The sequence below is a fragment of the Chitinophagaceae bacterium genome, from assembly GCA_007695095.1.
Lineage (GTDB): Bacteria > Bacteroidota > Bacteroidia > Chitinophagales > REEL01 > REEL01.
Map to the genome: position 1 here is coordinate 1 of REEL01000164.1, position 13,291 is coordinate 13,291.

Annotated in this window: 17 protein-coding genes; 14 read left to right on the plus strand and 3 right to left on the minus strand. The window is 35.9% G+C overall.

Annotation, left to right across the window (positions count from 1 at the left end; translation table 11 throughout):
- The 3 genes from EA412_13650 to EA412_13660 all read left to right on the plus strand — a co-directional run.
- Positions 1 to 303, plus strand: a 303-nt coding sequence (locus tag EA412_13650; GenBank protein TVR76401.1) for a hypothetical protein, incomplete at its 5' end; no start/stop codon positions are given.
- Between the two features lie 462 nt (positions 304 to 765).
- Positions 766 to 1,167, plus strand: coding sequence for a methylmalonyl-CoA epimerase (gene mce, locus EA412_13655; GenBank protein TVR76402.1), 402 nt, complete (start codon positions 766 to 768; stop codon positions 1,165 to 1,167).
- Between the two features lie 30 nt (positions 1,168 to 1,197).
- Positions 1,198 to 1,899 (plus strand): noncanonical pyrimidine nucleotidase, YjjG family, encoded by a 702-nt coding sequence (locus EA412_13660; GenBank protein TVR76403.1) that lies wholly within the window; start codon positions 1,198 to 1,200, stop codon positions 1,897 to 1,899.
- Here EA412_13660 and EA412_13665 read toward each other — a convergent pair whose 3' ends face one another.
- Complete coding sequence (locus tag EA412_13665; GenBank protein ID TVR76404.1) at positions 1,900 to 2,577, minus strand: hypothetical protein; 678 nt, start codon at positions 2,575 to 2,577, stop codon at positions 1,900 to 1,902.
- Positions 2,578 to 2,788: 211 nt separating this feature from the next.
- Here EA412_13665 and EA412_13670 point away from each other — a divergent pair, with 211 nt between their 5' ends.
- Entirely contained in the window at positions 2,789 to 3,823 is a 1,035-nt protein-coding gene (locus EA412_13670) for an SDR family NAD(P)-dependent oxidoreductase (GenBank protein TVR76405.1), read from the plus strand.
- Here the strand turns inward: EA412_13670 and EA412_13675 are convergent.
- Positions 3,783 to 4,934 carry an ABC transporter permease gene (locus EA412_13675; protein ID TVR76406.1) on the minus strand — a complete coding sequence of 384 codons (1,152 nt, stop codon included), beginning with the start codon at positions 4,932 to 4,934 and terminating at the stop codon, positions 3,783 to 3,785. The genes EA412_13670 and EA412_13675 overlap by 41 nt on opposite strands.
- A gap of 97 nt (positions 4,935 to 5,031) precedes the next feature.
- Positions 5,032 to 5,400, minus strand: a complete 369-nt coding sequence (gene rbfA, locus EA412_13680; GenBank protein ID TVR76407.1) for a 30S ribosome-binding factor RbfA — start codon at positions 5,398 to 5,400, stop codon at positions 5,032 to 5,034.
- Positions 5,401 to 5,631: 231 nt separating this feature from the next.
- On the opposite strand from rbfA, the gene EA412_13685 reads away from it, so the two are divergent.
- The 10 genes from EA412_13685 to EA412_13730 all read left to right on the plus strand — a co-directional run bounded on the left by EA412_13685 (position 5,632) and on the right by EA412_13730 (position 13,097).
- Positions 5,632 to 7,452: an ABC transporter ATP-binding protein gene (locus EA412_13685; protein ID TVR76408.1), complete on the plus strand. Its 1,821-nt coding sequence runs from the start codon at positions 5,632 to 5,634 to the stop codon at positions 7,450 to 7,452.
- 164 nt (positions 7,453 to 7,616) lie between these two features.
- Complete coding sequence (locus EA412_13690) at positions 7,617 to 8,204, plus strand: PorT family protein (GenBank protein TVR76409.1); 588 nt, start codon at positions 7,617 to 7,619, stop codon at positions 8,202 to 8,204.
- A 73-nt stretch (positions 8,205 to 8,277) separates the two neighbouring features.
- Positions 8,278 to 8,604 carry a hypothetical protein gene (locus EA412_13695; protein ID TVR76410.1) on the plus strand — a complete coding sequence of 109 codons (327 nt, stop codon included), beginning with the start codon at positions 8,278 to 8,280 and terminating at the stop codon, positions 8,602 to 8,604.
- Positions 8,605 to 8,673: 69 nt separating this feature from the next.
- Positions 8,674 to 8,922, plus strand: coding sequence for a YtxH domain-containing protein (locus EA412_13700; protein TVR76411.1), 249 nt, complete (start codon positions 8,674 to 8,676; stop codon positions 8,920 to 8,922).
- 75 nt (positions 8,923 to 8,997) lie between these two features.
- Positions 8,998 to 9,387 carry a hypothetical protein gene (locus tag EA412_13705; protein ID TVR76412.1) on the plus strand — a complete coding sequence of 130 codons (390 nt, stop codon included), beginning with the start codon at positions 8,998 to 9,000 and terminating at the stop codon, positions 9,385 to 9,387.
- A gap of 31 nt (positions 9,388 to 9,418) precedes the next feature.
- Complete coding sequence (locus EA412_13710; protein TVR76413.1) at positions 9,419 to 9,853, plus strand: hypothetical protein; 435 nt, start codon at positions 9,419 to 9,421, stop codon at positions 9,851 to 9,853.
- Positions 9,854 to 9,934: 81 nt separating this feature from the next.
- Positions 9,935 to 10,369 (plus strand): DUF983 domain-containing protein, encoded by a 435-nt coding sequence (locus tag EA412_13715; protein TVR76414.1) that lies wholly within the window; start codon positions 9,935 to 9,937, stop codon positions 10,367 to 10,369.
- Positions 10,370 to 10,463: 94 nt separating this feature from the next.
- Positions 10,464 to 11,450 carry an ABC transporter substrate-binding protein gene (locus EA412_13720; GenBank protein ID TVR76415.1) on the plus strand — a complete coding sequence of 329 codons (987 nt, stop codon included), beginning with the start codon at positions 10,464 to 10,466 and terminating at the stop codon, positions 11,448 to 11,450.
- Positions 11,451 to 11,496: 46 nt separating this feature from the next.
- Positions 11,497 to 12,336, plus strand: coding sequence for an ABC transporter permease (locus tag EA412_13725; protein TVR76417.1), 840 nt, complete (start codon positions 11,497 to 11,499; stop codon positions 12,334 to 12,336).
- A 5-nt stretch (positions 12,337 to 12,341) separates the two neighbouring features.
- Positions 12,342 to 13,097 carry an ATP-binding cassette domain-containing protein gene (locus tag EA412_13730; GenBank protein ID TVR76416.1) on the plus strand — a complete coding sequence of 252 codons (756 nt, stop codon included), beginning with the start codon at positions 12,342 to 12,344 and terminating at the stop codon, positions 13,095 to 13,097.
- The last annotated feature ends 194 nt before the right edge of the window (positions 13,098 to 13,291 follow it).

Consider the following 13,291-nt stretch of genomic DNA (forward strand, 5'->3'; position numbering starts at 1 on the left):
TTTCCATTTCCAGCTCTTTCTATTCAGGAGATTATTACACGCGACTTGAGAGCATGCACAAAATCTAATATTTACAGTAGTCGCGCTCATAATGACGGAAGTTTTTTAGGTTTTCCCTTTTATGAGCGCGCTAATAAAATTGCTGCCTTTGAATTTTTGAATTCTTGGAATTTGGCCTCTTGGGACTTTCCCACCCCCAAGTCCGGAATAAAGGCCGCACCCCTTCTGCAAAACGTCTTCTTTATGTTCTTTAAGCTTGAAGTTTATCCAAAATATAAATACAAAAGCCTGTCGTGCCGTTAATCGGGCCTTGAGGGATTGTCCAATAAAACAAGAAAGCTTAGAATATGAAAAGTAAATGGACAGCGAACAGCCTCACACCACACCGTCATTGTGAGCTTCAAAAGGGTAAGCTATGCGGGCGGGCTTGAAGTGTGACAATCTCATGATTGGGGGCAGGGGCTTTCAAACAGTTTTAACAAGCCCTTCTAACCCCTTTTATGAGCGCGCTAATAAAATTGCTGCCTTTGAATTTTTGAATTCTTGGAATTTGGTCTCTTGGGTCTTGGTATTCTTGGGTCTTGCGAAGTATATTTGACATCATAATTTTTCCATTCTTCCCTCCCTGCCTACTGCTGATGCCTACAGCCTACTTCCCCCCTCGGTTCTTCCCACTCTAAAAAAAGCCCTCTCAAAACAATTTCTTCCTCGATTTCCAAAAAGCTTATTAAGTTTGTAACTTAACAATCAATCATCCCTTTAATTATGGAAAAAATTGAACACATAGGCATAGCTGTCGAAAATCTGGAAAAATCCATGAAGCTTTTTGAAATCCTTCACGGAGCAAAGTCATACAAAACAGAAACCGTTGATTCCGAAAAAGTGATTACTGCATTTTTCCGGTGTGGAGAAAGTAAAATAGAACTTTTACAAGGCACCGACCCCGATAGCCCTATCTCAAAATTTATTTCTAAAAGAGGTGAAGGCATTCATCACATAGCTTTTGATGTGAAAAACTTAGAAGAATATATGCAAAAACTAAAAGCCTCCGGAATCAGATTGCTTAACGAAACACCCAAAAAAGGTGCAGACAATAAACTCATTTGTTTTCTTCATCCAAAAGATACTAATAATGTCTTAATAGAACTTTGTCAGGATATTCCCTGAACTTCAAAGAGCTAAAATTGTTTATCATTTATGGAATTAAAAACCTATAAACACATTTTTTTTGATTTAGACCATACCCTATGGGATTTTGAGAAAAACTCCAAAGAGACTTTGGAAGAAATGTATGCCGATTTTCACCTCAATACCTGGGGCATTAAATCTTTTGATGACTTTTACACCAATTATAAAAATATAAATCTTGAATACTGGAGATTATACCGGGAAAATAAAATCCAAAAACATGACCTGCGTTTCGGGAGATTTTACAAAACACTTAAAGCATTTGGAGTAGAAGAAGAAAGTCTGACAAATAAACTGGCTGATCGCTATGTGGAAAGTTGCCCCAGAAAACAACACCTTTTCCCTTTTGCATTAGAAATACTAAATTACCTGAAAGGGAAATATAAATTACATGTCATTACAAACGGTTTTAAAGAATCCCAATACACCAAATTGACTTCTTCCGGCATTAGAGATTATTTTGAACATATTATTACCTCTGAGGATGTGCAATCAAAAAAACCGGATAGACGTATTTTTGAATACAGTATGCAACGCTGCGCAGCAATTAACAGCGACTGCATTATGATAGGCGATAACCTTATAGCTGATATCCTTGGAGCAAAATCCGTATTGATTGATCAGGTATATTTCAATCCGTTTAAAACTGCACATAAAGAACAAATTACTTTCGAAGTTGGTTGTTTAAGCGAAATAAAAAGATTTTTATAGCTAAAAATTAAAATTCAGTGAAAGTATCGCTTTCCCCATATCGCCCACTCTGAAAGCTGACTTCTCAACATCTATCATCTCTTCATCTCTAAAAATCTGACCGTCTGTTTCCAATTTTCGCTTAATCTTGCCTTTACCACTAACGGCATAAGAAAGCCCGTAGAAAATTTCAGCTCCTATAGAAAAATTAGCATTTAACTTATAACGAAATCCAATTCCGGGATATGCATAAAAATGGTTTTCCGGCCCGAAATCTGTAGTCGTTGTAATATAATCCCCGTTATCTCCAAAACCGGCACTCCCGGAGTCAATAACCTCTATAGTTTCTGTATTTTTCAAAGAAGAATAACCATACCCAAAATCCAAAATTCCGTAAACGGCTGTTTTTCTAAAGTCAGCGAATTTTAATTGAAAACCGGTCAGTAAATCAATCTTGAAAAATCGATTATTCTCAGCCAGCAGTAATCCCGCCGGAAATTTCTCGTCCTTGTTTTCATTTTTGTATACCAAATTTGTCCCTAAGCGCAAAGCTACAGATTCACTGATGTAAAACCTAAAAAGCAAACTGCTGCTCACCGGATTCGCCTCTGCCTGTAAAAAGTTATTTCCAAAAGGTTGAATACCAAAAGACAACTCTTTGCTTCCTTTTTCAGGTAAGCTTAACGTATCTTCGGCCAAAATAGATAGGAAAGTAAGTATAAAAACGTTGAGGAGTATAAGGTTTTTCAAAAGAATTAATTTTAGAAACGATAACAAATATAGAAAGTACTTGTTTGACTATATTAATAGTTTTTTAATTCAAAAAGATTAAAATTGATTTTTATTTCATTTTCCAAATGATTATTTTTCCCCTGAGGAATAAATTTTCTTGCTTAAAAATACTTTTTTTATGAACGTATTAGTAACCGGAGGGACGGGTTTTGTCGGAGCATATATCATTCGCTATTTATTGAAAAAAGGCTATAAAGTAAAGGCTATACACCGGGCAAACAGTGATTTCAGCCTAATTAGTGATGTGAAAGATAAAATTGAATGGTTTGAAAGCGATGTCAATGATACGGATGGACTGAATATAGCCTGCCAAAATATTGATCATGTATATCATGTTGCCGGATTAATTTCCTTTAAAAAGTCCGAAAAGAGTAAAATGATGCATGTCAATATGGAAGGCACTGCCAACATAGTAAATATGTGCTTATCCAATAATGTAAAAAAGCTCTTGTACATAAGTTCTATTGCTGCCATTGGCAGAAAAACACCCGAAAATGAAATTGACGAATCAGCTGTTTGGGAAAAAAGTAAATACAATTCTGCATACGGACTCTCAAAATATTTAGGTGAACGGGAAGTCTGGCGCGGACAAGCTGAGGGTTTAAACGTGGTGATTACAAATCCTTCCATGATAATTGGCGGAGGATTTTGGGATGCGGGTACAGCCAGACTTTTTGATAAAGTTTATAAAGGCATCAGCTTTTATCCGGGTGGGACTAATGCTTTTGTAGATGTGCGTGATGTGGCAGAAATGAGCATTCAACTGATGGAATCAGATATTAGTGGTAATCGATACATTATGTCTGGCGGAAACATGGCTTACAAAGAGGTACTCACGCAAATAGCAAAAGCCTATTCCTTTAAGCCACCAACTATTAAAGCCGGAAAAGCCCTTTTGAAAACCGTAATGTATGCCGATCAGTTGAGCACAATAATTACCCGTAAACAGCCACTTTTTTCTTCAGAAATGCTGCATTTCATGACTGAAAAGTTTTACTACAGTAATGAAAAAATAAAACGCACTTTGAATACAGACTTTCGTCCATTGGAAAATACGATAGAGGAGACGGCCCGGCATTATTTAGAAAGCTTAGAAAAAAATCGTCGTTATGCTATTCTGCCTTTGCCAGATTCTTCATCCGGGAAGCTCTGACAGCCGGGAACCAGGATGCAAGTATGGAAATAAAAATGACAGTCACGGAAATCAACACAAAATCAAGTAACTGTAATTCTACCGGATAAGCGCTAACAACAAAACTACCACTGCTGCTGATTTTAATCAGCTCAAAATGAATTTGTGCAAAAGCTATTAAAATTGCCAGCAAACTGCCTGCCAGTGCACCTCCTAATGAAATAATCAAACCCTCAGCTATAAAAATATTTCGAATAGTATTTGGCGTGGCTCCCATAGCCTGCAATATGGCAATATCATGCTTTTTCTCCAACACCAGCATAGACAATGAGCCTACTATATTGAATGCTGCAATTATTAAAATCAAAGTAAGTATGGCATATACCACCCACTTTTCTGTCTGCATAATACTATAGAGCGTTTCATTCAGCTGATAACGGGTTTGGACCACATATTCATCACTCAGCAATTGCCTGAGTTGATTCGCTACCCTATTTTGATTATAACCACTTATTAATTTTATGTCCAAAGCGGTTACTGTCTTTTCATTATAATTCAGCACCTCCTGCATAAAAGTAACCGGAACAAAAATATACTGATTATCAAATTCCTGCTGAATAGAAAAAACGGAGGAGGGGGCAATAGTTCTTCGGTTAAATGCCTGGTCGGGATTTATACTACTGATTCTGCCGGTCCGGTTGGGAACATATAAAACCAAATTGTGAAAACTTTGCTCAACCTGTATATTCAAAGCCCTTTGAACACCGGCACCAAGAATTGCCCGCGGAGCACCCATATCCATAAGTGCATATTCTCCTCTTACTATATAATTTTTTAAGTCAGAAACCTTTTCATAACGACTGTCAACGCCGCGCACCAAAGCAAGATATTCTTCATCCCGGTATCTCACAAGCACCCTTTCTTCCAAAAACATGCTTATTTCTTCTACTCCATTTACCGACTTTATAAATTCATAATCTTCATCGGTAAATTCAAACACTTTTCCTTCAGCAGCCGTAATCCTGATTTCCGGATCTAATACGCCGTAAAGTTGCTTGACCAGACTTTCAAATCCGTTGAAAACAGAGAGCACAAGCACCAGGGCCATAACACCTATTCCCATTCCCTTCATCGAAATAGCAGTGAGTATATTTACTGCATTACTACTCTTTTTGGAATATAAGTAACGACCTGCAATTTTTAATATGAATGAAAAATTATTCAATTGCTTATGATTCAGAATCTTTATCTCTGTCCTTATCTTTTTTAAGAATCTCCTCTATTTTAATCGCATCATCCAACGAATTGTCAAGAAAAAATTCTATTTCGGGCATTCTGCGAAGGTGATGTCTCAGCTTTTTACCCATTTGAAAACGAATTTCATGAACATTCGATTGTAATTGTGTCAAAACAGCTTCTTTATCTTCCACATTAAAGATGCTCACATAAGCCCTGGCAATGAGTAAATCAGGCGTAACCTCCACCTGTGTAATCGTTACTAATGAACGTCCGTAAAACGAACTGCCCGATTGCATAAATATTTCTCCTAAGGCCTCTCTAATTAAAGAGGAAACTCTTTTTTGTCTTCTACTTTCCATACGGTAAAGATATAAACAATTCAGCAAATGAAAGAGATACTGATTTGTGGTTTCTGTTTATGAAAACATTTTTTACCCATAAAAACCTAATTTCTAAAAACTTTAATAACGTTGTTTTTTAAATAATAAAAAATAGAATCAGATTCCACTTTGTCCGGATTTAAAGTATTCATAAAGCTAAGTGACCAAAAAGGTTTTAATTAAAAATTTATTGATAAATTTGTCAAATATATGAAAGGCTTTGGCAGAATTCTCCAATATATTCTTAAGTACAGGTTTTACGCAGGTTTAAATATTATTTTTAACTTGCTGGCGATACTTTTTTCTTTGGTTTCCCTGGCCATGATTTTCCCCTTTCTTCAGATTTTGTTTGAAAACGAACAACTCGTTCAGGAGAAACCGGTTTGGGAGTTCTCTGTAAAGACCATACTCGAGTATTTTAACTATACTCTCAGCAATATCATTATTGAGTACGGAAAACCCCAGGCTTTACTGTTTATTTGCATTTTAGTTACTATTATCTTTTTCTTCAAAAATTTGTTTCGCTATCTCGCCCTCTACAATCTGGCACCAATCAGAAACGGCGTTGTAAAAGACATCCGTAATAATCTGTATAATAAAACTATTCATCTGCCGCTGGGCTACTACAGTGAAGAAAAAAAAGGGGATATTATTTCCAGAATGACTTCCGATGTACAGGAGGTTGAATGGGGCATCATGAGCACGCTGGAAGTAACTTTCAGGGAACCCGTCACTATTATCACTTATCTGGGAGCTATGTTATTTATGAGCCCCCAACTAACCCTTTTCGTTTTATTAATGCTGTTAGTGACCGGACTAATCGTCGGTAGAATTGGCAAAAGTCTGAAAAAAACATCTACTGAAGGTCAGGAAAAAATGGGCGGACTGCTTTCTATAATTGACGAAACACTTACCGGATTGAGAGTTATTAAAGCTTTTAATGCACAAAAACTACTTAAAGAAAAGTTTCAAAGAGAAAACCACTCCTACTTCAATACGGTTAATAAAATGTTGCGTCGTAAGGATTTATCATCCCCTTTAAGTGAATTTCTGGGAATAACTATAGTGGCAGTTGTGTTATGGTTTGGAGGAAATTTAGTATTAGACCCTGACACAGGCCTTTCAGCAGAGGCATTCATAACTTTTATGGTTATTTTCTCGCAGCTAATACCTCCGGCAAAAAGTTTCTCCTCAGCTTTTTATAATATCCAAAAAGGCTTAGCATCTTCAGAAAGAATTCATAAAATTCTGGATGCACCGATAACCATTAAAGACAATGAGAATGCGCTGCCAAAAGAATCATTTGAAAAAATAATTGAGTATAAAGATGTGCAGTTTGGCTACCAAAAAGAAGTTGTCCTAAGCGACATTAACATCAAAATCGAAAAAGGTCAGACTATCGCCATTGTAGGTCAGTCAGGCTCCGGCAAATCCACTCTGGTGGATCTCCTCCCTCGTTTCTACGATACTAATGAAGGAGCCATTTTCATAGACGGAGAAAATATTAAAAATTATAAACTAAAAGATTTACGAAATTTAATGGGTGTCGTTTCTCAGGAACCCATTTTGTTTAATGATACCATATATAATAATATTACTTTGGGACTTGAAAATGTAACTATTGAAAAAGTTACAGAAGCCGCCCGCATAGCTAATGCTTTGCCTTTTATAGAGCAAATGGAAAATGGTTTTGAAACCAATATTGGTGATCGCGGCAACAGGCTAAGCGGTGGTGAGAAGCAAAGACTTACAATAGCCAGAGCCATTCTAAGCGACCCTCCAATACTGATTTTAGATGAAGCGACCTCCTCTCTGGATACTGAGTCTGAAAAACTGGTGCAAGATGCCATTTCAAAACTTATGAAAAACAGAACCTCTCTGGTTATTGCACACAGACTTTCAACCATTCAGTTTGCCGATATGATTTATGTAATGCAGGAAGGGCGCATAGTTGAAAAGGGCAATCACATTGGACTTATGTCTAAACAAAACGGAATTTATAAAAAATTGGTGGAACTTCAGGCTTTCTGATCGTATATTCCACATTTTGTGGATTTTTTTTCACTTTAAATATCCCCTTTAATCAATTTAACCTTCAGCAGCATGTTATAAAGACTGTTTTATAAGCAGTTATAATTTTATTGTTTTTTTGGCAGGATATTCGCAATGATTGATATAACTAAAAATATATCATTATGAAGACTATCTATCAATTGTTATTTTTATTTATTATTTCAAGTGCAACTATTGCCCAGCCACATTTTGGTATTAAAGGTGGTTTGAACATGTCAAATCTTTTTGTAGATGAAGTAGACGATGAAAATGTCCGCATCGGTTATCATGCCGGTATTTTCATCGAAGCGCCTGTTACCGATCGCATTTCAATACAACCCGAATTAGTATATAATACGAAGGGTGCTACAGTAAAATATGACAATTTAATTTCCGGAGAATTTACATTTGCCTTAGATTATATTGACCTGCCATTACTGGCTGTTATTAACCTTTCTGACAACTTTAATATCAAAGGTGGTATGTACGCATCTTATTTACTTAGAGCCAAGGCCATTAATGAGAGTGACGGAATTTTTGATTTTACAGAAGAAATCAACCGGGATAATTTTAACGATTTTGATTATGGTATCTCAGCGGGCTTAGGATTCAAACTTAACTGGCTGCATGCAGGGCTAAGGTATAATTACGGATTAAGAGAAATCGGAAGGGAAAGAGAAACTTTTGGTATAACCTACAGACCAACCAATGCCCGAAATTCGGTAGCTTAGCTATATCTTGGAATTAGCTTCTAAATGTACTTTTATTTTAAACTTTTTTTGAATTATTTTTTTACTTACATAAATGTCATTGACTATGAAAACGCTATCTGAAATTATAAATAAACTCCATTCAAAAGGTTATAAGACGAACTTTGGTAATAATGAAGGAGTTATTATTAACATGGAAACAAAAAAAAGATACCAACCTGAAGAACTTGAGATTCTGAAAGTATATCGTTTTGAAGGAGACTCAAACCCCGATGACAGCAGTGTGCTTTATGTTATGAGAGACAAAGAAGGGAACAAAGGCTCATATGTTGACGCCTACGGAGCCTATGCAGGAGAAGATGCTGTTAATTTAACAAAATTTATTAGAAAAATTCCTGAAAAAATACAAGATAATCTATAATTTTTATTATATTACTTCCACACAATTAAAAAACAAGCATTATTTTTAACTATTAAATTTATTATTATTATGGAAAAAGGAAATGGAAAAGTATTATTTGCACTATTAGCCGGTGCTGCTGTTGGAACAGCAATGGGATTATTATTCGCCCCAAATTCAGGTAAAGATACCAGAAAGCAAGTTTCTGAATCATTTAAAGACTTGAATGAAAAACTTACGAAAGAAACTGAGCAAATTACACAAAAAGCGAAAGAACTACTTAATAAGTCTGAAGAGACTCTTAATAAAGTAAAAGCTAAAGCTAAAGAAGCTGTATAATTCATTCAAAGTTTTTAATTTTACGGGATAAGCGGTTTTTAATCGTTTATCCCAATTTTTATGTAAATAACTCAGGTGGAAGAAGCTAAACAAAAATTTAAAGAACTTAAAGAAGAATTAAAAGAGTATGTCCGACTGCAAAGCGACTATTACTATTTTAAATTAATTGATAAAGTTTCAACATCTATTGCGTTGGTCAGCATATTACTGATACTTTTGCTTTCAGCTTTTATGCTCGTCCTACTCCTAAGTTTTGGTTTAGCAATTTGGTTAAATTATCAATTTGATTCTTTCTTTCTGGGATTCGGACTCGCAGCTTTAGTATATTTCCTTATTATCAGTATATTAATGATCTTCAGAAAGTCGTTAACCCATGCCATAGCCGGTTTTTTTATTCGTGCAATAATGGATTCGGGTGAGGATGAAAAAACAGCTGAAGAAGGAAACGAAGAAAAAGAAAAGTAGAGTTTAGATGTTCGTTGATAAATAAATTATAATGACAAAAGTCTCCATCAGAAATATACATCAGTTAAGAGAACATCGGGCAAAGCTCAAACTTGAGATTTATAAAAAAGAAAAAAAAATCTCTGAAGATTTTAAGAGCCTTAGTGTCAGCATGGCTCCATCTAAAATCATTCGCAGAACCATTGAAAACCTAACCGAAAATAATATTCTCAAAAGCAACCCTGCTTACCGCTTTGTCCAGTTAATGGTTTCATACTCCGTAGAAAATGTTCTCTTTAGAAAAAAATCCCGTACCTTTCAGAATTCAGTTATCTTATTCACGCAATCCATCATTTCCGTTTTTTTCCAAAAAGGTGTAGATAACATAAGCGAATACCTTCGCGACTATTTTGGCTCCGACAAAAAAGAAAAAAAGGAGAAAAAAGAATCAGACAAGGATAATAATGACGATTATTTAGGTATTTAATAAACTTAAACTTTTCTTTTTGGGTTATTTCGCTAAGTCTAATAAAATACCATAAAATTCTCTTTCTTAAACGAAAAGTAAATGAAAAACAAAAGCTTTCTAAGCAGTGTCTTATCCTTAAACTGCCCAAGATGTCGAAAAGGACATATGTTCAGAGATGAAAAAACTTTTACCTTTACCGATGTTCAATCAATGCCCGAAAGATGTCCCGTTTGCGGTCAACCCTATTTTATTGAAGTAGCTTTTTATTATGGCGCACTCTATGTCAGCTATGGAGTCTCAGTAGCACTTTCTGTCGCAAATTTTGTTTGGTATTTTTTATTGTTTGACTGGAATACCTGGCAGTATTTATTAATCAACTTTGGCATTCTCGCTTTTTTATTTCCATATATTCTTCGTGTAAGCCGTTCAATTTGGGCGCATCTTTTCATTCGATTTGATCCGGATGCAGAAAATAATAAAATTTTACCGCCGGATATTGAAGGCAAAACACCGAATGTTAAAAAACAGGAATAATAAGATATAAATTATTTTCTCTAATTTTTTAACTATAGTTTGGCTTTTGATGTTATAACAAATATTGTTAACTTACTATTCTTAAACTAAAATTATGGCTTACCCCAAACGTATTTCTATCGTCTTACTTTTATTGTTTCTCCCCTTTTTGTTTGCCTGTTCTTCAGGAAATAGTAATACACAGGAAAAAAATGCATACACAATTGGCTTTTTAGATGCCGTGGAAGATGCTACATTGTCTGAAGCCAGAAAAGGATTTACCGATGCGTTAAAAGCAAACAACATAAGTGAGGAAGATGGGAACCTTAAGATTTATTTTAGAAATGCACAGGGTGATATGGCTACTTTAGTTCAGTCACTTCAGTACTTTGTTAATACAAAAGTAGATTTAATTGCTGCCAATTCAACACTTTCTACCATCACAGCTGTTCAAAGGAGTGAAGGGATTCCGGTTTGTATGATGGTTGCACCGGACCCGGCTTTAGCAGGTCTGAATGACGCCGAAGGCAACTATCCTAAAAATCTTTTTGGGGTTTACGAATCGCTTGACTACATAGATTCTTCCATGAAACTCATTAAAGAATGGATGCCGGAAGCAAAAAAGATTGGTCTTGTGTATAATCAGGCAGAGACACAAAGTGTCAATGCACTGGAACGTATTGAATCACTGGCAAAAGCCCTGTCTTACAGAGTTATTGCTCTGCCGGTTACCAATTCCTCAGAAACTCAGTTAGTTACAGAATCACTTTTGTATCAGGATATAGATGTCTTCTTTGCCCTGCCGGATAATATTATTTTCTCATCCTTTGAGGTAATTCTCCGCTCTTGTGAAGAAGCAGGTGTTCCTATATTTACCAGTGAATCCGGTTTGGTCAAAAGAGGAGCCGTTGCAGCCTACGGTGCTGATTTTTATTATTGGGGTTATCAGGCAGGAGAACAAGCCGCAGCTTATTTAAAAGGCGACAGATCTGCACTGCCCGGCATTGAAAAAGTACAGTTAAGGAAAAAAACATTTAATCAGGAAGCTGCCCTAAAGTTTGGGTTTACCGATTTTGAAGGATTTGAACCCGTAAATTTGTAGTTTGTTTTACCTATCTGCCATAACACTTGGTTTAGCATTTGCTTCTATGTGTTTGGGCATTTTTATTTCGTTACGAATTTTCAATTTTCCCGATATCACAGCAGATGGTAGTTATACCCTGGGTGGTGTTATAACAGCAGTAGGTATAATGGCAGGCTGGCCTTTGCCTTTAGTTTTTTCTGCCTCTGTATTAGCCGGCATGCTCGCAGGAACTGCTACGGGACTCATACATACCCGCTTAAAAATAAATAGCCTGTTGAGTGGCATATTGGTTATGACAGCCCTTTATTCCGTAAATCTCAATATACTGGGAAGGTCAAACTTACCACTGGCTTTAGATACTGAAAATATTTTCAGTTATTTCACGCTTTTTTCAACTTCAACCATAAATAACTTTTTTACACTTACACTGATAGTTGGAGTTCTTGCTATATTTATTTCATGGTTACTCAAAACTGATTTCGGACTCTCCATGAGGGCTGCCGGAAATAATATTAAAATGGCCAGAAGTTTCGGTATTAATGCAAATTTTATTAAAATTATTGGACTCGCAATTGCCAATGGCTTTATAGCTATAAGCGGTTTTTTAATTGTTCAGATGCAAGGCTTCGCAGATATTAATATGGGTGTAGGAATAGTAATTCTGGGTCTGGGTGCCGTAATTATCGGAGAAACTGTATCAGAACTCGCCGGATTTAAAAAAATATTTTTGAGAGTATGCGGTGTAATTTTAGGCTCCATCATTTTTAGATTGGTACTTTCTTTTGCCATCAGCGCCGGAATTAACCCAAACTGGATGAAGCTCTTGACAGCACTCATTGTTTTGCTGATAATTGGTATCCCAAGCCTTATTCCATCTCTCAGTAAAAAAATTAAGTTAGAATAGAGTTTATGCTGGAGTTAAAAAATGTATATAAAACCTTTGATGATGGAAGTGGAATGACTTTTAACGCTTTAGAGGATATCAACCTGCACTTTAAAAAAGGTACTTTTACAACCATTATAGGTGGCAACGGGAGCGGAAAATCTACTTTACTGAATGTGATAGCCGGAAATCTTTCCTGTGAAAAAGGAGAAATTTTACTGAAAAATAAAAAAATAAACCACCTCTCAGACTATAAAAGAGCTGCCTTTATCAGTCGTATTTTTCAAGACCCTTTGTCAGGAACAGCTCCGGGATTAACAATTATAGAAAATATGAGGCTGGCAGCTTTAAGAAATAAAAGCAAAGGGCTCAAGCTCGGAATCAACAGTTCTTTTAAATCAATCATAAAAGAAAAAATCAGTCAGTTAGGTTTAGGTTTAGAGAATAATCTGAATCAACCTGTCAGCAATCTATCCGGAGGTCAAAGACAGGCTTTAACTTTAGTAATGGCAACCATTGAACTGCCGGAAGTAATCCTCCTGGACGAGCCAACAGCGGCCTTAGACCCAAAAGCTGCCGGATTGATAATGAAAATAGCTGCTGAAATAATTCAAAAAGAACAATTGACCGCAATATTAGTAACACACAATATGCAGGAAGCCATACAATATGGAGATCGTTTATTGCATATTCACCATGGTAAAATAAAGCGGGATTTAGATGCGCAGGAAAAGTCAACTCTCAAGCCATTAGAACTGATAAGCTGGTTTCAGGAAATTTAAACTACCATTCATCTTTCACTTCAGTATGCACCGGACTGCCCATAGTTTCTTTTAGGTCAGCAATAAGCTCTTGCATATAGGTATGTATCTGCTCCAAATGATTGAAATTTCTGTTTTTATGCGGTGAATCCGGATCTAACAATTCGTGTATGGTTTAACTTAAATTTAATTTTCATTAAGTGTAAAAAATTGAA

What these genes read in the sequence shown, in the direction of transcription:
- mce (TVR76402.1), top strand. Translation starts at nt 766, where the DNA reads ATGGAAAAAATTGAACACATAGGCATAGCTGTCGAAAATCTGGAAAAA.
- EA412_13660 (TVR76403.1), top strand. Translation starts at nt 1,198, where the DNA reads ATGGAATTAAAAACCTATAAACACATTTTTTTTGATTTAGACCATACC.
- EA412_13670 (TVR76405.1), top strand. Translation starts at nt 2,789, where the DNA reads ATGAACGTATTAGTAACCGGAGGGACGGGTTTTGTCGGAGCATATATC.
- EA412_13675 (TVR76406.1), bottom strand. Translation starts at nt 4,934, where the DNA reads ATGAAGGGAATGGGAATAGGTGTTATGGCCCTGGTGCTTGTGCTCTCT.
- rbfA (TVR76407.1), bottom strand. Translation starts at nt 5,400, where the DNA reads ATGGAAAGTAGAAGACAAAAAAGAGTTTCCTCTTTAATTAGAGAGGCC.
- EA412_13685 (TVR76408.1), top strand. Translation starts at nt 5,632, where the DNA reads ATGAAAGGCTTTGGCAGAATTCTCCAATATATTCTTAAGTACAGGTTT.
- EA412_13690 (TVR76409.1), top strand. Translation starts at nt 7,617, where the DNA reads ATGAAGACTATCTATCAATTGTTATTTTTATTTATTATTTCAAGTGCA.
- EA412_13695 (TVR76410.1), top strand. Translation starts at nt 8,278, where the DNA reads ATGTCATTGACTATGAAAACGCTATCTGAAATTATAAATAAACTCCAT.
- EA412_13700 (TVR76411.1), top strand. Translation starts at nt 8,674, where the DNA reads ATGGAAAAAGGAAATGGAAAAGTATTATTTGCACTATTAGCCGGTGCT.
- EA412_13710 (TVR76413.1), top strand. Translation starts at nt 9,419, where the DNA reads ATGACAAAAGTCTCCATCAGAAATATACATCAGTTAAGAGAACATCGG.
- EA412_13715 (TVR76414.1), top strand. Translation starts at nt 9,935, where the DNA reads ATGAAAAACAAAAGCTTTCTAAGCAGTGTCTTATCCTTAAACTGCCCA.
- EA412_13720 (TVR76415.1), top strand. Translation starts at nt 10,464, where the DNA reads ATGGCTTACCCCAAACGTATTTCTATCGTCTTACTTTTATTGTTTCTC.
- EA412_13725 (TVR76417.1), top strand. Translation starts at nt 11,497, where the DNA reads ATGTGTTTGGGCATTTTTATTTCGTTACGAATTTTCAATTTTCCCGAT.
- EA412_13730 (TVR76416.1), top strand. Translation starts at nt 12,342, where the DNA reads ATGCTGGAGTTAAAAAATGTATATAAAACCTTTGATGATGGAAGTGGA.